This window comes from Cupriavidus sp. IDO (assembly GCF_000812465.1).
GTDB lineage: Bacteria > Pseudomonadota > Gammaproteobacteria > Burkholderiales > Burkholderiaceae > Cupriavidus.
Map to the genome: position 1 here is coordinate 1 of NZ_JWMA01000060.1, position 20491 is coordinate 20491.

The 20491-nt window shown below is 67.0% G+C and carries 17 protein-coding genes; 4 read left to right on the plus strand and 13 right to left on the minus strand.

Going from position 1 to position 20491, the window contains the following annotated elements; all coding sequences use genetic code 11:
• Positions 1-212: 212 nt before the first annotated feature.
• From RM96_RS19050 to RM96_RS19065, 4 genes are all read right to left on the minus strand, one after another.
• Positions 213-1388: an L-rhamnonate dehydratase gene (locus tag RM96_RS19050; protein WP_039012896.1), complete on the minus strand. Its 1176-nt coding sequence runs from the start codon at positions 1386-1388 to the stop codon at positions 213-215.
• A gap of 153 nt (positions 1389-1541) precedes the next feature.
• Positions 1542-2564, minus strand: coding sequence for a 4-hydroxythreonine-4-phosphate dehydrogenase PdxA (locus tag RM96_RS19055; protein ID WP_039012897.1), 1023 nt, complete (start codon positions 2562-2564; stop codon positions 1542-1544).
• A gap of 23 nt (positions 2565-2587) precedes the next feature.
• On the minus strand, positions 2588-3556 hold the full coding sequence (locus tag RM96_RS19060; protein WP_039012898.1) for a Bug family tripartite tricarboxylate transporter substrate binding protein: 969 nt from the start codon (positions 3554-3556) through the stop codon (positions 2588-2590).
• A gap of 75 nt (positions 3557-3631) precedes the next feature.
• On the minus strand, positions 3632-4624 hold the full coding sequence (locus tag RM96_RS19065) for a LysR family transcriptional regulator (protein ID WP_152624152.1): 993 nt from the start codon (positions 4622-4624) through the stop codon (positions 3632-3634).
• 120 nt (positions 4625-4744) lie between these two features.
• Here RM96_RS19065 and RM96_RS19070 point away from each other — a divergent pair, with 120 nt between their 5' ends.
• Positions 4745-5677, plus strand: coding sequence for a dihydrodipicolinate synthase family protein (locus RM96_RS19070; RefSeq protein WP_039012899.1), 933 nt, complete (start codon positions 4745-4747; stop codon positions 5675-5677).
• 32 nt (positions 5678-5709) lie between these two features.
• Positions 5710-7293: an aldehyde dehydrogenase (NADP(+)) gene (locus tag RM96_RS19075; protein ID WP_039012900.1), complete on the plus strand. Its 1584-nt coding sequence runs from the start codon at positions 5710-5712 to the stop codon at positions 7291-7293.
• Positions 7294-7297: 4 nt separating this feature from the next.
• Here the strand turns inward: RM96_RS19075 and RM96_RS19080 are convergent, their stop codons facing one another.
• From RM96_RS19080 to RM96_RS19105, 6 genes are all read right to left on the minus strand, one after another.
• The gene (locus tag RM96_RS19080; protein ID WP_039012901.1) at positions 7298-8224 is read right to left on the minus strand and encodes a LysR family transcriptional regulator; all 927 of its coding nucleotides are present in this window, start codon (positions 8222-8224) and stop codon (positions 7298-7300) included.
• A 131-nt stretch (positions 8225-8355) separates the two neighbouring features.
• Positions 8356-9363, minus strand: coding sequence for a Bug family tripartite tricarboxylate transporter substrate binding protein (locus RM96_RS19085; protein WP_039012902.1), 1008 nt, complete (start codon positions 9361-9363; stop codon positions 8356-8358).
• A 200-nt stretch (positions 9364-9563) separates the two neighbouring features.
• Complete coding sequence (locus tag RM96_RS19090; protein WP_039012903.1) at positions 9564-10295, minus strand: SDR family NAD(P)-dependent oxidoreductase; 732 nt, start codon at positions 10293-10295, stop codon at positions 9564-9566.
• A 90-nt stretch (positions 10296-10385) separates the two neighbouring features.
• Positions 10386-11588 carry a 3-oxoadipyl-CoA thiolase gene (pcaF, locus tag RM96_RS19095; protein ID WP_039012904.1) on the minus strand — a complete coding sequence of 401 codons (1203 nt, stop codon included), beginning with the start codon at positions 11586-11588 and terminating at the stop codon, positions 10386-10388.
• Between the two features lie 38 nt (positions 11589-11626).
• Complete coding sequence (locus RM96_RS19100; protein WP_039012905.1) at positions 11627-12268, minus strand: 3-oxoacid CoA-transferase subunit B; 642 nt, start codon at positions 12266-12268, stop codon at positions 11627-11629.
• A 19-nt stretch (positions 12269-12287) separates the two neighbouring features.
• The gene (locus tag RM96_RS19105; RefSeq protein ID WP_039012906.1) at positions 12288-12947 is read right to left on the minus strand and encodes a 3-oxoacid CoA-transferase subunit A; all 660 of its coding nucleotides are present in this window, start codon (positions 12945-12947) and stop codon (positions 12288-12290) included.
• 473 nt (positions 12948-13420) lie between these two features.
• Here RM96_RS19105 and RM96_RS19110 point away from each other — a divergent pair, with 473 nt between their 5' ends.
• Entirely contained in the window at positions 13421-13642 is a 222-nt protein-coding gene (locus RM96_RS19110) for a hypothetical protein (protein ID WP_052279591.1), read from the plus strand.
• A 51-nt stretch (positions 13643-13693) separates the two neighbouring features.
• Here the strand turns inward: RM96_RS19110 and RM96_RS19115 are convergent, their stop codons facing one another.
• Together RM96_RS19115 and RM96_RS19120 are read right to left on the minus strand one after the other, a co-directional pair.
• Positions 13694-16744 carry an AAA family ATPase gene (locus RM96_RS19115; RefSeq protein ID WP_039012907.1) on the minus strand — a complete coding sequence of 1017 codons (3051 nt, stop codon included), beginning with the start codon at positions 16742-16744 and terminating at the stop codon, positions 13694-13696.
• Positions 16741-17886 (minus strand): exonuclease SbcCD subunit D, encoded by a 1146-nt coding sequence (locus RM96_RS19120; protein ID WP_039012908.1) that lies wholly within the window; start codon positions 17884-17886, stop codon positions 16741-16743. Before RM96_RS19120 ends, RM96_RS19115 begins: the two co-directional genes overlap by 4 nt.
• 186 nt (positions 17887-18072) lie before the next feature.
• Between RM96_RS19120 and RM96_RS19125 the strand changes: the two genes are divergently transcribed.
• Positions 18073-18426: a YgiW/YdeI family stress tolerance OB fold protein gene (locus tag RM96_RS19125; RefSeq protein WP_039012909.1), complete on the plus strand. Its 354-nt coding sequence runs from the start codon at positions 18073-18075 to the stop codon at positions 18424-18426.
• Between the two features lie 688 nt (positions 18427-19114).
• On the opposite strand, the gene RM96_RS19130 is transcribed toward RM96_RS19125, so the two are convergent.
• A complete protein-coding gene (locus RM96_RS19130; RefSeq protein ID WP_039012910.1) occupies positions 19115-20482 on the minus strand; it encodes a sigma-54-dependent Fis family transcriptional regulator in 1368 nt (455 codons plus the stop codon).
• Positions 20483-20491 lie beyond the last annotated feature (9 nt).

Below are 20491 nucleotides of genomic sequence, written 5' to 3' on the forward strand. Positions count from 1 at the left end.
GATAAGACTCCCGCCCGGCGGGCAAGAAGGCGCTTTTTGCTTCCTTTTTGGCGCAGTCAAAAAGGGAGTCGCCGGCTACGCCGGCGAAACAGCAGCGCATCCAAGAACCCCGAACCGCAATCCAGCGAAGAATTCTTTGGGCTCTCACCAGCTTCGACGACGCGCAGGCTTGGAGGGCAAGGCCACCAACCTCAGGCGCAAGCCACCCCCCATTATTCAAAAATATCAAACTCCCCAAAATACTCCTCATTCAACGCCAACCCCAACCCCGGCAGGTTGTCGTCAAGCTGCAGGTAGCCGTTATCCGGCGCCGGATCCCCCTTGAAGATGTAGTAGAACAGCTCGTTGCCCACTTCGACGTCATGCACAGGAAAGTACTCGGACATCGGCGACGCAGTCGATGCCATGGTGAGGTGGTAGTTGTGCATCTGCCCAGCGTGCGGGATCACCGGCACCGACCAGGCCTCCGCCATCGCATTGATCTTCTGCGCAGCGGTGATGCCGCCGACACGGTTGGTGTCGTACTGGATCACATCCACCGCGCGGCGCTCCAGCAAGTCCTTGAAGCCATGCGAGGTGAACTCGTGCTCGCCGCCGGAGATCGGGAATGGGCTGATCTTCTTGAGTTCGGCATAGCCCTCGATATCGTCCGCGATCACCGGCTCTTCCAGCCAGCGCGGATTGAATTCCGCCAGGCGCGGCAGCATGCGGCGCGCGTATTCGAGCGTCCAGCCCATGTAGCACTCGAGCATGATGTCCACGCCATCGCCCACCAGTTCGCGCAGCAGGCGTACCTGCTCGATGTTCTTCTGCATCCCCGCGGGACCATCCTTCGGGCCATAGCCGAAGCGCATCTTCATGGCGGTGAAGCCCTGGTCGAGATAGCCCTGTGCTTCGGCCAGGAAAGCGTCGCGGTCATCGTTGTTATAGAGCTTGGAGGCGTAGCACCAGATCTTTTCCTTGGTCCGCCCGCCCAGCAGCTTGAACACCGGCTTGCCGACGGCCTTGCCCATAAGATCCCACAGCGCAATGTCCACAGCGGAGATCGCTGCCATGCCGATGCCCTTGCGGCCCCAGGCATGCGTGCGGCGGTACATCTTCTGCCACAGGTATTCGTTGTCGAAGGGGTCCTGGCCGATAACGATCGGCGCGAGGTACTGGTCCACGATCTGCTTGGCCACGCGCGGCGCCAGCGCGCAATTGCCGATGCCGACCAGGCCGGTATCGGTTTCCACCTCGACCACCAGCCAGCCATGAAAGCGGAAGGAGCCCATGGCATCGCCGCGATCGAACAGGATATCGGTGGCGTTGGTGCAGAAGTGCGCCTGCGGCGGCACGGTCTTGCCCTTCCATTCGAAGACGCGGGCACGGACGTTGGTGATCTTCATGTTGCAGCTCCTTTCGCAGCCAGAGAGGCGTTTGCTGATTGATGCTTGTCGGAAAATCGCGCGCGAGCGCACCCCGGCCGCGCCTGGGGCGGTCATGCTCTTGTGTGTCTCGGATGCCGCGCCCGGGCGGAAGCATGCGGGGCGCGGCCAGGACTAGCCGGGTGCGGCGGTGCGCCTTTGCGCTCCCATCCGGCATGCGATCTGGAATGCCTGACGGGTGGCGCCGGGGTCTGCGCGGCCTTGCTGCGTGATATCGAAGGCAGTGCCGTGCGCCGGCGTGGTGATCGGCACCGGCAGCCCGCCCTGCACGGTGACGCCGCGCGAGAAGCCCATCAGCTTGATGCCGATCTGCCCCTGGTCGTGATACATGGTGACGATCGCGTCGAACTGGCGTTCGGCCGGACCGCCCTGCACCTTGAGGAAGATGGTATCGGCAGGGAATGGCCCGTCTGCCGCCACGCCACGCTCCCTGGCATCGGCCACCGCGGGCGCGATGACGTCGATCTCTTCGCGGCCGAATGCGCCGTTGTCGCCGTTGTGCGGGTTCAGGCCGCACACGGCGATGCGCGGCCGGACCATGCCGGCGCCGCGCAGGGCTTTGTCGATCAGGTCGATGGCAGCGCCCACGCTGTCCCGCGTGATCATGGCCGGGACATCCTTGAGCGCCACGTGCGAGGTCACGCGCGAGGTCCAGAGCCCGTCCAGGACGTTGAACTCGCAGAAGTCGCCGTGATAGCCCAGCCGCTCCGCAAACCAGTGCAGTTCGTCGTTGTGCGCCATGCCGGCCGCGTGCAGCGAGCTCTTGTTCAGCGGGCCGAACAGGATGGCGTCGGCCTCGCCCCGCTGTGCCAGCTCCAGTGCCAGCGCCAGCGTGCCCAGGCTGTAGCATCCGCCTTCGGCACTGGCCACGCCGCGCGCATAGGCCGGCTTGTCGGCCAGCTGCCAGTGGAAGAGACGCGGCGCACCACCATCTGCAAAGGCGGGAACGCTCGTCTCGCTCAGCGCGAGGTCGACGCCTGCCACCTGCATGCCGTGGCGCCACTCGTCGCGGTCGGCAATCAGCAGGATGTCGGCCTGCGCGCTGGCGGCAGGGTCGGCCAGCAGCCTGGCGATCAGTTCGGGGCCGATGCCGGCGGGGTCGCCCAGCACCATGGCGATTCTTGGACGTGAAGTCATGGAATTCTCAGAAAAAAGCCGGCTCAGTCGAGCCTGACGCCAAGCTCGGCAATCAGCTTGCCATAGCGCGCGTACTCGGCGCGGGAGAAGGCGTCGAACTGCGCGGCGTTGAGCGTCCCCGGCACGGCGCCCACATCGGCGAGACGGCGCACGGTGTCGGGATCTTTAATGACAGCGGCAAGCGCGGTGCCCAGCTTCTGCAGCGTAGCGGGCGGCGTACCGGCCGGCGCGTAGACGCCATACCAGGCATTCATCTGGATGCCGGGCACGCCGGCTTCCGCCAGGGTGGGTACATTGGGAAGCAGCGCCGAACGGCTCTCCGCGGTCACCGCCAGCGCACGCAGCTTGCCGGCCTTGATATGGTTGATAACGGATGGCATCGTCTCGAAGCTCATGTCCACCTGGCCGCCCATCAGGTCGACCAGCGCGCTGCTGCTGCTCTTGTAGGGCACGTGCAGCAGCTTGCCGTGGATCTGGCGCGCAAAGGCCGCGCCGGCCAGGTGCTGGGTGCTGCCGACACCCGAGGAGCTGTAACGGAATTTCTCGGGACTGGCCTGGATCTGCGCCACCAGCGATTTCACGTCGCGCGCCGGCACCTGGTTGTTGACCACCAGCACGTTGGGCACCGACGACACCAGCGCAACCGGCGCCAGGTCCTTGAGCGGATCGAACTGCAGCTTGAGCAGGTGCGGCGCGATGGCCTGCGAAGTCACCACGCCCATCAGCAGCGTGTTGCCATCCGGGGCGGCCTTGGCGGTGATATCGGCAGCGATCGTATTGGAGGCGCCGGGGCGGTTATCCACCACAACCGGCTGCTTCAGCAATGCGGCCAGCTTGTCGGAGACGATGCGAGCCATGACATCGGTGCCGCCGCCGGGTGCGGCCCCGACCATCAGCCGCACGGGCCGGGTGTCCTGCGCATAGACCCCTGAAGTCATTCCGACGACCACCGTCGCCATGCCGGCAAGCGCGCCTGCCATCCATCTCTTCATGTTCGTCTCCGTCACTGTCATGGTCCGGCTCTGCGGCGCGGATGGCGCAACTATAGGAGCATCAGCGATTCGCTACTATTGAGGTTTTTTGAACTGGCGATCACCTGGAGGAATACCTCGGCCTGCGGGCTCCGCGCCGTTTCCGGCAGAAGCCTGGAGCAGACCGATCATTTGCCGTGCCGCAGCAGAGAGCGTGCCGCCGCGTCGCGTGACTATGCCGAAGGTCTGCTGCCGCGACTGCAGGCGCACGGGCAGGATGCGCAGCATCTTCTGCCGGGAGAACAGTTCCGCCACACTGGTGGGCAGCAGCGAGACCAGCCGGGCATTGCGCTGCAGCATGGCCACGGTGACGAAGGCGGACGAAGTCGACATCGCATTGGCCGGAATGCGCATGCCGGCCAGATCCAGCTCCCGCTCCAGCAACGCATGCATCGGCATGTGGCCGGCATAGGTGATCCAGCGGTAGCCCGCCAGGTCGCGCAGGCTCAGTTCGCGCGCGCGCGGCGCGGCGTGCCCGTAGCCCACCACCACGGAGATCAGCTCGTCGCCAATGGCCTCGTAGTGGTACTTCGCCGGCTCGTCGCTGACCAGCGCGCGCCCGATCACGAGGTCCAGGTGCCCGTCATCGAGCATGCCGAGCATGCGCAGGCTGGTGTCCTCGACGATTTCGATGGCGAGATTCGCTTGCTCCGCCTGCATGCGCTCAAGCGCCGGCACCAGCACGTCCGGCACCGCCCCCATGATGACGCCGATGGCCAGACGCCCGCCGCTGCCGGAGCGGATCTCGGCCATGTCCTGGCACAGCGCGGCGAGGTCTGCCGCCAGCAGCCGCGCATAGCGGATCACGCAGTGGCCGAAGGGGTTCGGCCGCATGCCGCGTTTCGAGCGCTCGAACAAGGGCGCTTCCAGCATCCCCTCCAGTTCCTGCAAGGCCTTGCTTGCCGCCGACTGGGTCATGGCCATGGCCGACGCCGCCTGGTGCAGCGACGGATGATCGTCCAGCGCGATCAGCAATTGCAGCTGCTTCATGCGCAGCCGGGACATCAGTACGTCGAGGGTGGCTTTCATGGTGTCCGGTGGCTTCCGCTGTGAGTCGCAAAAGCGATCACCAGATGGAAAGCTTTCAATATACAGCCCGCGGTGCCCTCTCGTATATTGGCCCCGGCCAATAACAGGAAGGAGATGACCATGACCCAGCAGCAATCCAGCCCCGCCTATCGCGGCGTATTCCCGGTCGCCCCGACCATCTTCGACGAGCACGGCGGCCTGGATCTCGACGGCCAGTGCCGCTGCATCGATTTCATGATCGACGCCGGCTCCAACGGCATCTGCATCCTGGCCAACTTCTCCGAACAGTTCGTGCTGACCGACGACGAGCGCAACGTGCTGATGAAGACGGTGCTGGAGCATGTGGACGGCCGGGTGCCGGTGATCGTCACCACCACGCACTTCAGCTCGCGAATCTGCGCCGAACGCAGCCGCGCGGCGCAGGACGCCGGCGCCGCCATGGTGATGGTGATGCCGCCCTATCACGGCGCGACCATCCGCGTGCCGGAGCGCGGTATCTACGATTTCTTCGCCACCGTGTCCGGTGCCATCGACATCCCGATCATGATCCAGGACGCGCCGGTCAGCGGCACGATGCTGTCGGCGCCGTTCCTGGCGCGCATGGCGAGAGAGATCGCCAACGTTTCCTATTTCAAGATCGAGGTCCCGCAGACGGCGGCAAAGCTGCGCGAGCTGATCGAGCTGGGCGGCGATGCCATCGTCGGCCCGTGGGACGGCGAAGAGGCCATCACGCTGATGGCCGACCTCGACGCCGGAGCAACGGGCGCCATGACCGGTGCCGGCTTTCCCGACGGCATCCGCAAGATCGTCGATGCCTGGCAGGACGGGGATACCGAACTGGCGGCGCAGCACTACCAGCAGTGGCTGCCGCTGATCAATTACGAGAACCGCCAGGGCTGGCTTGCCACCAGCAAGGTGCTGATGAAGGAAGGCGGCGTGATTGCGTCGGACGCCATTCGCCATCCGCTGCAAGCCATGCATCCCGCCACGCGCGCCGGGCTGCTGCAGATCGCGCGGCGCCTCGATCCCCTGGTGCTGCGCTGGGGACGCTGAGCGGCCCTGTTTTTCAACTCAAAGGACAAAGCATGAATATTGCGGGCGAACTCCTGATCGGTCGCCAGTCGGTGCGCGGCGGCAACGGTGTGATTCACGCCATCGACGCGGCCTCTGGCGCCAGCCTAGAGCCTGCTTTCGGCGGTGCCACGCCGCAGCAGCTTGAACAAGCCTGTGCGCTGGCCTGGCAAGCGTTCGATACATTCCGCGACACCGCACCGGAGCGGCGCGCAGCGTTCCTGGAGGCCATCGCCGCCAACATCGTGGCGCTGGGCGATGCGCTGGTGGACCGCTGCACCGCCGAGAGCGGCCTGCCACGCGCACGCATAGAAGGCGAACGGGCTCGCGCGGTTGGGCAGCTGCGCCTGTTTGCCGAGGTGGTGCGGCAAGGTGATTTCCTGGATCTGCGTGTCGACCCGGCCCAGCCTGAGCGCAAGCCGCTGCCGCGCGTCGACCTGCGCATGCGCAATATCGCACTGGGTCCGGTGGCGGTCTTCGGCGCCAGCAATTTCCCGCTGGCCTTTTCGGTGGCTGGCGGCGATACGGCATCGGCGCTGGCCGCGGGCTGCCCGGTCATCGTCAAGGCCCATCCGGCCCACCCCGGCACGTCGGAGCTGGTCGGCCGCGCCATCCAGCAGGCTGTGGAACAGATGGACCTGCCAGAGGGCACGTTCTCGCTGCTGTTCGATTCCGGGCTGGAGATCGGACAGCGCCTGGTCACCGATCCACGCATCAAGGCGGTGGGATTCACGGGTTCGCGTGCCGGCGGCATGGCCTTGATGGCGCTCGCCGCTGCGCGCCCTGAGCCCATCCCGGTCTTTGCCGAGATGAGCAGCATCAACCCGGTGCTGCTGTTTCCGCATGCGCTGGCCAAGCGCGCGGAGGCCATCGGCGAGGCGTTTGCCAGCGCGCTCACGCTCGGGGCCGGACAGTTCTGCACCAATCCCGGCCTGATACTGGCGGTCGACGGTGACGACCTCGACCGCTTCCTGCAGGCCGCATCGGCACGCATTGCCGGGACAGCGGCAGCAACGATGCTGACGCCCGGCATTCAGCGGGCCTACTGGGCGGGTGTAGACGCGCTCGCGCACCATCCGCGCGTGCGGACGCTGGCGCGCGGGCAGTCCGGCTCGGCATATCAGGGCCAGGCTGCACTGTTCACCACGGATGCAGAGGCGTTCCTGGTGGACGAAGCACTGCGCACAGAGGTGTTCGGCGCATCATCGCTCGTCGTGCGCTGCCGCGACCTGCCGGAAATGCTGCGCGTGGTGGCATCGCTGGAAGGCCAGCTGACCGCCGCCATCCACATCGACGCTGCCGACCATGCCGCGGCACGGCCGTTCCTGCCCGTGCTGGAACGCCTGGCCGGGCGCATTCTCGTGAACGGCTTCGGCACCGGCGTGGAAGTCGGTCATGCCATGGTGCACGGCGGACCCTGGCCGGCCACCTCGGACAGCCGTTCCACCTCGGTCGGCAGCCTGGCCATTGCGCGCTTCCTGCGTCCGGTCTGCTACCAGGACATGCCGCCAGAACTGCTGCCGCAAGCCCTGCGGCCGGACAGCGCGCAACGGCCGGCGTGGCGCGAGGACGGGCGCCTGCAGCGCGGCCCGGATTGATGCCCTACCTGGAGAAGGCCCGCAACGCATCGATCAGCAGGCTCATCGATGCCGTCGGCGGGCGCCCCCGCCGCGTCACGATGCCATACGGGCCCAGCTTGCGCGGCAGAGGCAGCGGCAGCACGGCAAGCGCGCCGAGGCGCCCGTAGAAGGCGGCCACCGATTCCGGCAGCACGGCAATCAGCTCGCTTTCCGCCAGCAGCGAAGTGGTCATCAGGATCGCGGCGGTTTCGATGGTGGAAGGCGGCGGCGGCACGCCGGCATCCTCGAACGAGCGGTCGATCAGCGCGCGCATCGGACTGGGGCGCGGCTGCATGATCCACGGATACCGGGTGAGCTCCTCGAACGACGGCTTGCGGCGCCGGACCAGCGGATGCTGCGGTCCCACCACGATGGCAAGGCCTTCATCGCCGAGCTGCTCGAAATCGAGGCCGCTGCTGTCCCATCCGTCCGGCACACGGCCGAGCACGATATCGAGCTGGTCGCGCTCGAGCAGCGGCACCAGCAGGTCGCTGGTCTCCACCTGCACCGCCACTTCCAGCCGCGGATGGTCGCGGTTGAGACTGCGAATCACATCGGCCAGCAGCCCGGGCGCGGGCGCCATCACGGCACCCACCCGCACGCGGCCGATCTTGCCGGATTCCAGCGCCACCAGCTCATCGCGCAGGCCATCCATATCGGCAAATACCAGCCGCGCATACCGCGTGGCCGCCAGGCCGAAGCGCGTGGCCCGCAGCCCCCTTGCGTGGCGCTCGAACAGCGGCACGCCAAGCAGGTCTTCCATATCCTGCAGCATCTTGCTGACAGCAGGCTGCGTCAGCGTCAGCGCCTCGGCGGCCTGGCGCAGCGAGCCGCGCTCCTCGATCGCCAGCAGCAAGCGCAGGTGCTGCATTTTCAGGCGGCCGTGGAGGGTGCTGACGGGTGGAATCATGAGAAGGATGGCGGCGGCAAGGAAGGCGAACAGGCTCAGACTATGACGCGTAGCGCTTGGCCTTGTCCAGCGGCGCGCGCAAACAAAAAGCCGGCCCAACGGCCGGCTTTGCTATCACGGAGCAGCGACGCTCAATCCACCGTCGCGCCCGATGCCTTCACCACCTTTGCCCACTTCGCCGTTTCCGACTTCATGAACGCTGCCAGCTGGGCCGGCTTTTCGGGGTTGGGCTCGGCGCCCTGGTCGGCCATCTGCTTCTTCACTTCCGGCATGGCGAGGATCTTCACCACTTCTGCGTTCAGGCGGTCGACGATCGGTTGCGGGGTGCCGGCGGTGGCGTACAGCGCGAACCACGAGGTGGCTTCATAGCCGGGCACGCCCGATTCGGCCACGGTCGGCACGTTCGGCAGCGCCGGCGAGCGCTTGGCCGAGGTCACGGCGATCGCGCGCAGCTTGCCGGCCTTCACGTGCGGGTACGACGACGGCATGTTGTCGAACATCAGGCCGATCTGGTTGCCCAGCAGGTCGTTCACCGCCGGCGCGCTGCCCTTGTAGGGGACGTGCTGGATATGCAGGCCGGTCATCGAGTTGAACAGCTCGCCCGACAGGTGCATGGACGAGCCGCTGCCCGACGATCCGTACGACAGCTTGTCCGGATTGGCCTTGACGTAGGCGATCAGTTCCTTGACGTTGTTGACCGGCACCTTGGGGTTCACCACCACCAGGTTCGGCACCATCGCCACGCGCGTGATCGGCGCGAAATCCTTGACCGGGTCATACGGCAGCTTGGAGTACAGCGACTGGTTGATCGCATGCGTGCCGATCGTGCCCATGAAAAGCGTGTAGCCGTCGCCCGGAGCCTTGGCCGCCAGCGATGCGCCGATGTTACCGCCCGCGCCCGGACGGTTGTCGATTACGACCGGCTGGCCGAGTGCCTTGCCGAGTTGCAGGCCGACGATGCGAGCCAGGATGTCGGTGGTGCCACCGGCCGAGAACGGCACGATCATGGTGATCGGCTTGGTCGGGTAACCGCCTTGCGCGTGGGCCGCGCCGGCAAAGCCGGCAATGGTGGTGGCCAGCGCAACGCCTGCTGCCAGCAGGCGACGCCGGGTGGTGGAAGTCTGGGAATCGAGTCTCATCGGTTTACTCCGGTTGTCCTTGTGGCCCTTCGCGCAGTGAGGCGCGCGGGCTCTTGCTGATTGGCGTGATTGCCGTCCCGAACGGATGCTGCGCGCTCGCGCTGCATCCTGATGTGGTGCCGCGGTTGGCGCGGCACGTGTCATGACGCTTTATTAACGTCTCTTCTTGTGAATGCCTGAAGCTGCCCCCGGCGCGCGGATCAGATCGGGGCTACGCCCAGGGTGGTGCCACCGCAGACGTACAGCACCTGCCCGGTGACGAAGCCATTCTCGGGAGAAAGGAAGAACAGCGCGGCGCGCGCGACGTCTTCCGGCGTGCCCATGCGCTTGACCGTGATGCTGGCGAGGATACGTTTGGTCTGCTCGGCACCTTCCGGGTTGCTCTTGCGGAACAGCTCGGTGGCGATGGGGCCCGGGGCCACGGCGTTGACGGTCACGCCCTCGCCGCCCAGCTCCATGGCGAGCGTGCGGGTCATGCCGATCAGGCCGGCCTTGGTGGCCGAGTACACCACGCGCTCGGCCTTGCCCAGCGCGGCGCGCGAGGCCATGTTGACGATGCGGCCGAAGCCCGCCGCGCGCATCGCGGGCAGGCACGCCTGCGTCAGCAGCAGCGTGGCCTGCAGGTGCAGGCCAGTCACGTAGTCCAGGTCGGCAACGGTTGCCGTATCGGCGGTGCCGGGGCGCGTGGCGCCGGCATTGTTCACCAGGCGCGTCACCGCAAAGCGCGAGGTCACCTGCGCCGCCACGGCGCGGGTCGCCTCGGCGTCGGTCAGGTCGGCCTGGAAGAACGTCATGTTGGGATGCGACCAGGCCGGCTCGGCATAGTCGATATTGACCACCTGGGTCACTCCATCGGCCAGCAGCATTTCGCAGATGGCGCGGCCAATGCCGGAACTGGCGCCGGTGACGAGGGTGGCTACGGGAAGGGACATCTCTGACTCACTTTCAAAACTACCGCGGCCTTGCGCCCTCTCCCGCAAGCGGGAGAGGGCGCAATGCACTCAGCAATGCAACGACTACGCTCAGACGCGCTCGATCACCATCGCAATACCCTGGCCCACGCCGATGCACATCGTGCACAGCGCGAAGCGGCCGCCGGTGCGGTGCAGCTGGTACATCGCGGTGGTGACCAGGCGCGCGCCGCTCATGCCGAGCGGGTGGCCCAGCGCGATCGCGCCGCCGTTCGGGTTGACGCGCTTGTCGTCGTCGGCCACGCCCAGTTCACGCAGCACAGCCAGGCCTTGCGCGGCAAACGCTTCGTTCAGCTCGATCACGTCGATCTGGTCCATGGTCATGCCGAGTTGCTTGAGCAGCTTCTGCGTGGCCGGTGCCGGGCCGATGCCCATCACGCGCGGCGCCACGCCGGCGGTTGCCATGCCGACGATGCGGGCACGCGGAGTCAGGCCGTGTTGCTTGATGCCGGCTTCGCTTGCCAGCAGCAGCGCGCAGGCGCCATCGTTCACGCCCGAGGCGTTGCCGGCGGTCACGGTGCCGTCAGGACGGACCACGCCGCGCAGCTTGGCCAGCGCTTCCATGCTGGTGGCGCGCGGATGCTCGTCGCGCTCGACGATGATCGGGTCGCCCTTTTTCTGGGCGATCGTCACGGCGGTGATTTCCTGTGCGAGCGTGCCGTCGGCTTGTGCGCGCGAAGCCTTCTCCTGGCTGCGCAGCGCCATCAGGTCCTGGTCTTCGCGGCTGATCTTGTAGTCGGTGGCGACATTCTCGGCGGTCTCGGGCATCGAGTCCACGCCGTAGGCCGCGCGCATGGCCGGGTTGATAAATCGCCAGCCGATGGTGGTGTCGAAGATCTGCGCGTCGCGCGAGAAGGCGCTGGTGGACTTGCCCATCACGAACGGCGCGCGGCTCATGCTTTCCACGCCGCCGGCAATCATCAGCTGCGCTTCGCCCGCCTTGATGGCGCGCGCGGCGGTGCCGGTGGCGTCCATGCCCGAGCCGCACAGGCGGTTGATGGTGGCGCCCGGCACGCTTTGCGGCAAGCCTGCCAGCAGCAGCGACATGCGCGCCACGTTGCGGTTGTCTTCGCCGGCCTGGTTGGCATTGCCGTAGATCACGTCATCGATGGCCGACCAGTCCAGATTCGGATTGCGTGCCATCAGCGCCTTCAGCGGCACCGCGCCGAGATCGTCAGGGCGCACCGCGGACAGGCTGCCGCCGTAACGGCCGATGGGGGTGCGGATGGCGTCGCAGATAAAGGCTTCGGTCATGGTGTGTCTCTCTCGTGTTGGTGTGTTGGCGCGGGCGCTCAGGCGGCCTGCTTCAGGGGAACGCCGGTGATGCGCTGCAGCTCTTCGAAGCTCAGCCCTTCGACCAGGTCGCGTGCGACCAGGCCGTCGGCGGTCACGTCGATCGTAGCAAGATCCGTATAGATGCGGGTCACGCAGGCGATGCCGGTGAGCGGATACGTGCACTGTGGCACGATCTTGCTCTCGCCCTGCTTGGTCTGGTGCTCCATCATCACGAACACTTCCTTGGCGCCGATGGCCAGGTCCATCGCACCGCCCACGGCGGGGATGGCGCCGGGCGCACCCGTGTGCCAGTTGGCCAGGTCGCCCTTCTCCGAAACCTGGAACGCGCCCAGCACGCAGAAGTCGAGGTGGCCGCCGCGCATCATGGCGAACGAATCGGCGTGATGGAAATACGAGCCGCCCGGCTTGATCGTCACCGGCTGCTTGCCGGCGTTGATCAGGTCGCCGTCTTCCTCGCCCGGTGCGGGCGCCGGGCCCATGCCGAGCAGGCCGTTCTCGCTGTGCAGCAGGATTTCACGGTCGGCGGGCAGGTGGTTGCCGACCAGTGTGGGCAGGCCGATGCCGAGGTTGACCACGGCACCGTCGGGAATGTCTTTGGCCACGCGGGCGGCCATCTGATCGCGGGTCAGGCGTTGCATCTTGGTTCTCCTTGCTCGCTCAGATTTTCACGACGCGCTTGACGAACAGGCCAGGCGTCACGATGTGTTCGGGATCCATCTCGCCCAGCTCCACCACATGGCTGACCTGCACGATGGCGCATTTGGCGGCCATGGCCATGATCGGGCCGAAGTTGCGCGCGGTCTTGCGGTAGGTGAGGTTGCCCCAGCGGTCGGCGGTATCGGCCTTGATCAGCGCGAAGTCGGCGTGGATGGGCGCCTCGAGGACATAGCCCTGGCCGTCGATGATGCGCGTTTCCTTGCCCTCGGCCAGCGGCGTGCCGTAGGCGGTACGGGTGAAGAAGCCGCCGATGCCGGCGCCGGCCGCGCGGATTCGCTCGGCCAGGTTGCCCTGGGGCACCAGTTCCAGCTCGATCTCGCCGGCGTGGTACAGGGCATCGAATACGTAGGAATCTGTCTGGCGCGGGAACGAGCAGATGATCTTGCGCACGCGCCTGGCCTTGAGCAGCGCGGCCAGGCCGGTCTCGCCATTGCCGGCGTTGTTGTTCACGATAGTCAGATCGCGCGCGCCTTGTGCGATCAGGGCGTCGATCAGCTCTGCCGGCATGCCTGCCATGCCAAAGCCGCCGATGAGGATGGTGGCGCCGTCGTGGATGCCGGCAACCGCCGCTTCCACCGTGTCGTATAGCTTGTTGATCACTTGCGTTCCAGTTCGGAAGATCCGCCAGGCCACCGGGGACTGGCCGCAAGCCGCGGCACGAGAAAGGCTGTCTCCGGAGATCCTGTCGGAAGGGCATCCATCGACGAGGTACGCGTACTGCGCGCGGCGCCGGCGGGTCCAACAGTCTGCGTGCTTTCTTGTTGTTTTTCTGTTGTTCGCTTATAGAACTTGAATTCGCAGAATGAACTGAGGTTACACCCGCGAAATATACCGGTCAAGCCAACGGGAAGTCGGGCGGCGAGGGGTTGTGCGATTACCGGCAACATGGTCGGGGCGCCACATTTCCACGCCACAATGCTGTAGGACGAGGCCGACAGCACAATCGGTTGCCACTCGATATTAGGCGCTGGCGGCGGGACCTATCTTTCAGTCACAGCCCCCAGCGAACAGCAGCCGCCCGGACCACCCGGCAGAACTGGATGGGCAAGCAAACAGAAGAAGAGGAGTCCGAAATGACCAGCGCAACGAATCACAAGCCGCTTCCCGAACATGCGGTGGCCCTTGCGCGCATTCTGCATGTCACCCGCCGATCTTGGGGACTGGGCCGCGGCATCCAGCCGTCTGCCTGCACGCCGGTGCGCACAACGCGCCGCGCACGACTGGCCGAACTGGCCGCCCGCGCCTTCGAGGCGCAGATCATGGAGATCCGCTGCCGCCAGGCGTTTATGGCCTGAGCGAGCCGGGCGCCCTGCGGCAAGACTGCGCGGGGCGCCGGCAGCGCGAGATCACGGCAGCTGCAATACGGCGCGGCTGCCATTGACACCTGGCTTCACTTCCAGCCGCACATCGATCCGCTCGCGCAACTCGGTGACGTGCGAGATGATCCCTACCAGCCGTCCGGCCTGCTGCAGGTCCAGCAGCGTGCGGATCGCGAAGTCCAGGCTTTCCGGATCCAGCGTGCCGAATCCTTCGTCGACAAAGAGCGTATCGAGCTGGATGCCGCCGGCGCGTGACTGCACCACGTCGGCCAGCCCGAGCGCCAGCGACAGCGACGCAAGAAAGCCCTCTCCGCCGGACAGCGTGTTGGCCGGCCGCGCGGCGCCGGTGTCATGGTCGAATACCTCCAGGTCCAGGCCGCCGGCCGAACGCTGGTCACCCTGCTCGCGCACGCGCTGCAACGCATAGCGTCCGCGGCTCATGCGCAGCAGGCGCAGCGTGGCGGCCTCCAGCACTTCATCGAGCAGCGTTGCCAGCACGAAGCGCTGGAAGGTCATGCGGCGCGGGTTGTTGCCGTTGGCCACTTCGGAGAGCCGGCCCAGCACGGCGAACTGGGCTTCGATATCGTGGCTTTGCGCCGCCAGCTCATCCAACCTGCGCTGGCATTGCAGCAGGGTTTCGCGCGAGCGCGTGACACCGGCCTGCTGGCGCACGCAGGCATCGACCGCGCCAGCGGCGGCATCCATGGCCTGGCGCAATGCCGGCAGGTCTGGCGGCGCCAGCGATTCGGCGGCGGCGGCAGCACGGACGCGGCGGTCGGTCACCCTGGCCATGTCCAGGTCGAAGGCACGGATCGTGTCGTCCGTCTGCGCCAGCACCGCGGCATCCATGCGCGCGGCGGCGTAGGCCGCCGCTTCGGCGAACGCGGCTTCCCGCAACGCGGCATCGAACGCCGCTCGGGCCTGTTGCAGGCGTTCCTGCGCCAGCCGTTCCGCGTCCTGCGCCGCCTGCCTGGCGGCATTGGCGGCGGCCAGCGCCGCAGCCGCCTGATGCTCGGCAGCCTGCGCGGTTTGCAGCGCCGCCTCCATGGCGGTGAGCGCCATGCGGGCCTGCCTGATGCGCTGTGCGAGCTGCTCCGGATCGCGGGAGTCCTCGGGAACCTGTGCACATGCCGCCTGCCATTCGCCTTGCTGGCGCGCCTGCTCTTGCGCGGTGCGCTGCTCGGCTTCGGCGGCGGTGCGCGCGACAGCGTCCGACGCTGCGTAAGCATCGCGGCGGCTGGCGAGATCGGTTTCGAGCGCGGCGAGGCGGCTGTCGGCGGCCTGGGCCTGCTTCAGCGCCTGCTCCTGCTGCGCGATCTGTTGCGCAAGCGCCTGCGCCGCATCCGAGGACGTATCCCCGGCAGCCTGCTCCAGCTCCGCCAGCCTCTGCTCCGCGTGCGCGACGACAGCTTGTGCGGCGTGCCGCGCGCTGGCGGCATGAACGGCGGCGTCCTCGGCCTGCCTGACCGACTCACGGGCTGCGTCAAGCGTCTCGTCCGAGACCTGTGCATCGACGTGTCGCGCGAGCGCGGGATGCCCGGTGCTGCCGCAGACAGGGCACGCGGCGCCGTGCTCCAGCGCCGCGGCCAGACGCGCGGCCTGCCCGGCCCGCCACGCACGCTCGGTTTCGATCAGCGCCGTGCGGCTCGCATCCCGCTGTACGAAAGCCTTCTGCTGTGCCGACTCGCAGGCCGCCAGCGTGGCATGGGAACCGACCAGCACCTTTTGCTGCTGCCGGTGCTGCGCAAGCCTGCCGGCACGTTCCTGCGAGGCGCGCAGCAGCAGTTCGCAAGCCTGCAGGGCACCCGCTCCGCGTCGTACCTGCTCCAGTTCTGTCTCCGCCGACTTCAGCGCGGCTGCCCCGCGCTCAACGTTCGCAGCCGCCTGCTCGCGAGCGGCGCGCGCATGCACGGCCTGCTCGCCCGCCTTGCGCAAGGCCTGCTGCAAGGCACCCAGCTGCTGCGCGCGCGGCAGCAGCGATTCCAGCTGGGTGACCTGGCGTTGCAAATCCTGCCGCATCTCGGCGCGGGCCTGTTCCGCCTTCAGCGTTGCGGCGGCGCCTTCGGCCTGCTCGCTGCGTCGCGCGGCGCCCTGGGTGCTTTCCGCCAGTTGCACGCGGGCAGCCTCGTGCTCTTGTGTCGCGCGCAGCAGGTTCGCTTCGGAAGGCACCACCTGCGCCGCCCGCTGGGCCGCCTGCAACCGGATGCGCTGTTGCTCCACCGCAGGCTGGCGCGCCAGCAGCGCCGCGTAGGCGGCCTCGGCATCCTGCCATTCCCGCAGTCGCGCCGCGATCTGCTCGCCTTGCAGCAAGGCGGCCTGCGCCGCGCCCAGCGTCGCGCGCGCGGCCTGCTCCTGCTGCTGCAGCTGTTCCAGTTCGCCCTGCAGCGCCGCCGTGCGATCGCTCAGTGCCTGCATCGATTCCAGTTCATGCTGGCGCAGCAGCTCCTCGCGCTGGATGCCAACGCGCTCGGCATCGCGCCGCACGCCCGCGGCCTGCTGCTTGAGCCGTTCTTCCACGCGCCGGTACAACTCAGTGCGGAACAGCCGCTCAAGGATGTCCTGCCGCGCATCCGACTTCGCCGTCAGCAGCTCACGGAAGCGTCCCTGCGGCAGCACGATGACCTGCCGGAACTGCGCGCTGTCGAAGCCCAGCAGGTCGCGGACGGCGTCGCTGACCTTGACGGGCTGCGCCGTCACGCTCGCCCAGCCGTCCGGCTCCAGCACGTCGAGCTGCGCCTTGGCGATCTCGGTCACCGTGCCTTCGCCGCGCAGCTTGGGCCGCGCCTGCACCGGCGAACGCGTGACGCGGTAGCGCTTGCTGCCAAGCCCGAACTCCAGCGTGACTTCGGTGCGCAGCGCGGGCGCCACGCCGGCGCTTCGCATGGCCTGCGCGCTGCGCTCGCCGCCGGAGGTATCGCCGTACAAGGCGAAGCAGATGGCGTCGAGCAGCGTGGTCTTGCCAGCGCCGGTGGGGCCATGGATCAGGAAGAATGCCTGGTCCCCCAGGCGCGTGAAATCGATCTCCTCGGTCGTGGCGAACGGACCGAAGGCCTGCAGTGTCAGCGACAGCGGTCTCATGCGGACTCCCTGTCGGCGGCCTCGATGCCGGCCAGCAGCGCGTCCAGCGCGTGGCGCTGCGCGGGCTCCAGCTCGGCGTCGGCCACCTCGCGGAAGAAGCTGGCAAACAGTGTTGCCGTATCGAGCTCGCGCAGCTTGCGTCCGGCCTCGCCCGCGGCGCCGCTGCGTGCCAGCACCGCACGTTCGATCGCCAGCGCGTTGGGATAGACCTGCCGCAGCTTCGCCATCGGGTCGAGCAGCGCACCGGTATCGGTCAGCACCGCGTGGATGTAGTCATCGCTGCGCGGATCGGCGGCGCCGGCCGCCAGCAACGTGGCCAGCTCACCTTCGATCATGCGCAGGTCGCGCAGCGGCGTGAGCGTGATCGGCTCGATGCGAACGTTGCCCGTGCCGTCCAGTTCGATCATGGACACCGATTTGCCGTGCCCGCTCTCCGACAGCGAGTACTTCATCAGCGAGCCGGCGTAATGCACGCGCTCGCCCAGTGTCTGCGGCCGGTGCAGATGGCCAAGCGCCACCAGGTCGAAGCCATCAAACACGCCTGCGCCCACGGCACCGCTGCCGCCGACCGACAGCGGCCGCTCGGATTCGCTGGCCGCACCGCCGATCACGAAGGCATGCGCCACCACCACTGCGCGCACGCCGGGCGGGTGGCTGGCGCGTATGGCGTCGAGCTGCGCGGCCAGCGCGGCCTCGTGGCTGGGCAGGTCGGCGCCGAGCGCGTCGCGCACCATGGCGGGTTCGGCGTAGGGCAGCGCGTAGATGCGGACCTCGCCGTGCGCATCGTGCAGCGTCACGCAGGCGGCCTGGGATGAAGTGCGCCCCGCCACATGCAGGCCCTGCGCGGTCATCAGGCGCGCGCCGAATTCCAGCCGCTGCGCGCTGTCGTGATTGCCGGCGATCATCACCACCGGCACGCCGGCATCCAGCACGATGCGGGCGAGCACGTCGTCCAGCAATGCCACGGCCTCGGGCGGCGGCACGGCACGGTCATAGACATCGCCCGCGATCAGCACGGCGTCCGGGCGCTGAGTGCGCACCAGTTCCACGAGCTGATCGAGAAGATGGGCCTGGTCTTCCAGCAGGCTGCGGGCGTGGAAAAGGCGCCCGAGGTGCCAGTCGGCGGTGTGAAGGAAACGCAATCTGGAGTCCTGGATGAATGGCGGGAAATTGACGGCGGTCAGCAGGCGGCGCCGTGCCCAGCGCGCATCATAGCGCCTCGGCGCGGCGCATTCAGGGTGGGTTCAGGGGCGCACGCGCATGATCCGGCTGTCGGTTCCCGCTGCGTTATTGCGGGCCACATTGTGCATCTGACAAGGAGAACCAGGATGAAACACACTCTGAGCGCGACCGCCTTTGCGCTGGCAACACTCGCTTCCGCCGGCGCGTTCGCGCAATACACGGGGCCTTCGGCAATTCCGGTGTCAACCGTCAAGGCCCTGCAGGACAGCGGCAAGGACGACCAGCATGCCGTGTTGCGCGGCAAGATCGTCAGCAGCGTTGGGCATGACCGCTATCTGTTCTCGGATGGCACCGGGCAGATGCAGGTCAAGATCAAGGGGGCGATCTGGCCGGCTCAGCAGAAGGTCAGCGAGGCTACTACGGTGGAGCTAGTTGGCGAGTATGACAAGGAGTTGCTTGGCGAATCGCACTTTGATGTGAAGCAGATTCGGTTGCCTTGAGGGTTGATTTGTGGGTGCTTTTTGCTCTGCGCCGGATTGGGGGGATTGGGTTCTTGGAGGCGCTGCTGTTTCGCCGGCGTAGCCGGCGACCTCCTTTTTGACGGCGCCAAAAAGGAGGCAAAAAGCGCCTTCTTGCCTGCCAGGCGGGAGTCTTATCGTAGTGTGCCCGGGTTTTTGTACGGGTATACGCTTCAGGGCATAACTAGACTGCCTGCCGCGCAGATCGCCAGGGGCAACGCCGGGAACGGCGCTGTCCTCCCGACCTCGTGAGAGCGGAGTGGCTCGGTGATCGAGCGGCGTGCCTACGGCAAGAGTTTTTGGACCACAACGGTGGTGCGCGATGTGGCTGCTATCCTGACGGGCCTCAAGCTGCGTGCCACTCCGCTCTCACGAGGTCGGGAGGACGGCCTGTCAATACCTCGCGCCGTCTCGTTACCACGCGGCAGGCATCGTAGCTATGCCCTGAAGCCCATACCCGTACAAAAACCGTAGCTCACTACGATAAGACTCCCGCCCGGCGGGCAAGAAGGCGCCTTTTGCCTACTTTTTGGCGCCGTCCAAAAGTAGGTCGCCCCTTCAGGGGCGAAACCTGAGGCCGTCGACCATCGACAGCGCCAAGCCGCAGCCCCTGACCTCAGGTGCAGACCTGCGCCCCCTCCAAGACCCCATCCCCGAAATCCAGCGACCCTCACGCCGGCTCCGCCTCACTATCCGCAATCTGATACTTCCTCATCTTCTCCCACAGCACCTTCCGGCTGATCCCAAGGCTCGCCGCCGTATCCTGCCGCCGCCAGCCATTGGCATCGAGCGCGGCCAGGATGCGGCGGCGCTCTTCGGCATCGCTGCGCCAGTCGGCGTTGCGGTCGTTGCTCTCGAACGCACCCGGATGCAACGCACGGAACAGCGGCCGGATCCGTTCTTCGTCCCAGTGGCCGGTCTGCTGCACCGTGATGCCGACACGCTCGGCCAGGTTGCGCAACTCACGCACATTGCCCGCGAAGTAGGCCGTGCCGACGGCACCCTTGAGCCAGTCCGGCATGTGCGGCAAGGCATCGAACCCGGACGGTCCCAGCATATGCCGCAGGAACGAGATCAGCAGCGCCACCTTGTCGGCCGCGCCACGCTCTTCCAGGCTGGGGATGCGCATCTCGATCACGGCCAGCCGGAAATAAAGGTCCGCGCGGAATTTCCCCTGCCGCACGGCATCGCGCAGGTCCTTGTTGGTGGCGGCCACCAGGCGGAAATCGAGCTTGACGCTCATCGTCGAGCCGAGCCGTGTCAGCGCGTTCTCTTCCAGCACGCGCAATAGCTTGACCTGCTGGAACAACGGCAGGTCGCCGATTTCGTCCAGGAACAGCGTGCCGCCCGTGGCCTGCTCGAAGTAGCCGCGGTGAGCAAATGCCGCGCCGGTGAATGCGCCCTTGGCATGGCCGAAGAACTGCGACTCGAACAGCCCGTCGGGGATCGCGCCGCAGTTCACCGCTATGAATGGCCCCTTGCCGTAGGTGCTGTTGCGATCATGGAAAAGCCGCGCAATGCGTTCCTTGCCGGCGCCGGTCTCGCCGTACAGGAGCACGTTGCTGCCGAAGTCGGCAAAGGTATCCACCTGCGACAGCAGCTGCTGCATGGCCTGCGAGCCCGCCACCAGGTCGGCCACGCGCCCGCCCGGGTCTTCGGCCGCGATCAGCTGCGGCAGCAGCTTGCCGATCTGGTTGCGCAGGTCGGCACCGGTGAAGTCGTCGGCCAGGATATGCGCATACTCAGGCGGAAACCGCCCCGGATCATGCTCGCGCCCCGGTGCGGCCACCCAGATCACCGGCATGCCGTGCGCGGCTTCCCAGTCGAGCGCCGTGAAGCGCGCCGCACCGATCACCGATACGCTGATCACCGCCACGCACGGCTTGGCGCGCGGCCCGGGCGGCACCGCTTCCAGCGCGCCGGCGCGGATCACTTCCACGCCAAGCGGCGACAGGAAGCGCGCGACGCGGTCGGCAATCTCGTACTTGCCTTCCCACACGTAGACTTCGAGATTTTCGTAGGCCCAGTCTGTCTTCATTGTCTTTCT

What these genes read in the sequence shown, in the direction of transcription:
- RM96_RS19050 (WP_039012896.1), bottom strand. Translation starts at nt 1,388, where the DNA reads ATGAAGATCACCAACGTCCGTGCCCGCGTCTTCGAATGGAAGGGCAAG.
- RM96_RS19055 (WP_039012897.1), bottom strand. Translation starts at nt 2,564, where the DNA reads ATGACTTCACGTCCAAGAATCGCCATGGTGCTGGGCGACCCCGCCGGC.
- RM96_RS19060 (WP_039012898.1), bottom strand. Translation starts at nt 3,556, where the DNA reads ATGAAGAGATGGATGGCAGGCGCGCTTGCCGGCATGGCGACGGTGGTC.
- RM96_RS19065 (WP_152624152.1), bottom strand. Translation starts at nt 4,624, where the DNA reads ATGAAAGCCACCCTCGACGTACTGATGTCCCGGCTGCGCATGAAGCAG.
- RM96_RS19070 (WP_039012899.1), top strand. Translation starts at nt 4,745, where the DNA reads ATGACCCAGCAGCAATCCAGCCCCGCCTATCGCGGCGTATTCCCGGTC.
- RM96_RS19075 (WP_039012900.1), top strand. Translation starts at nt 5,710, where the DNA reads ATGAATATTGCGGGCGAACTCCTGATCGGTCGCCAGTCGGTGCGCGGC.
- RM96_RS19080 (WP_039012901.1), bottom strand. Translation starts at nt 8,224, where the DNA reads ATGATTCCACCCGTCAGCACCCTCCACGGCCGCCTGAAAATGCAGCAC.
- RM96_RS19085 (WP_039012902.1), bottom strand. Translation starts at nt 9,363, where the DNA reads ATGAGACTCGATTCCCAGACTTCCACCACCCGGCGTCGCCTGCTGGCA.
- RM96_RS19090 (WP_039012903.1), bottom strand. Translation starts at nt 10,295, where the DNA reads ATGTCCCTTCCCGTAGCCACCCTCGTCACCGGCGCCAGTTCCGGCATT.
- pcaF (WP_039012904.1), bottom strand. Translation starts at nt 11,588, where the DNA reads ATGACCGAAGCCTTTATCTGCGACGCCATCCGCACCCCCATCGGCCGT.
- RM96_RS19100 (WP_039012905.1), bottom strand. Translation starts at nt 12,268, where the DNA reads ATGCAACGCCTGACCCGCGATCAGATGGCCGCCCGCGTGGCCAAAGAC.
- RM96_RS19110 (WP_052279591.1), top strand. Translation starts at nt 13,421, where the DNA reads ATGACCAGCGCAACGAATCACAAGCCGCTTCCCGAACATGCGGTGGCC.
- RM96_RS19115 (WP_039012907.1), bottom strand. Translation starts at nt 16,744, where the DNA reads ATGAGACCGCTGTCGCTGACACTGCAGGCCTTCGGTCCGTTCGCCACG.
- RM96_RS19125 (WP_039012909.1), top strand. Translation starts at nt 18,073, where the DNA reads ATGAAACACACTCTGAGCGCGACCGCCTTTGCGCTGGCAACACTCGCT.
- RM96_RS19130 (WP_039012910.1), bottom strand. Translation starts at nt 20,482, where the DNA reads ATGAAGACAGACTGGGCCTACGAAAATCTCGAAGTCTACGTGTGGGAA.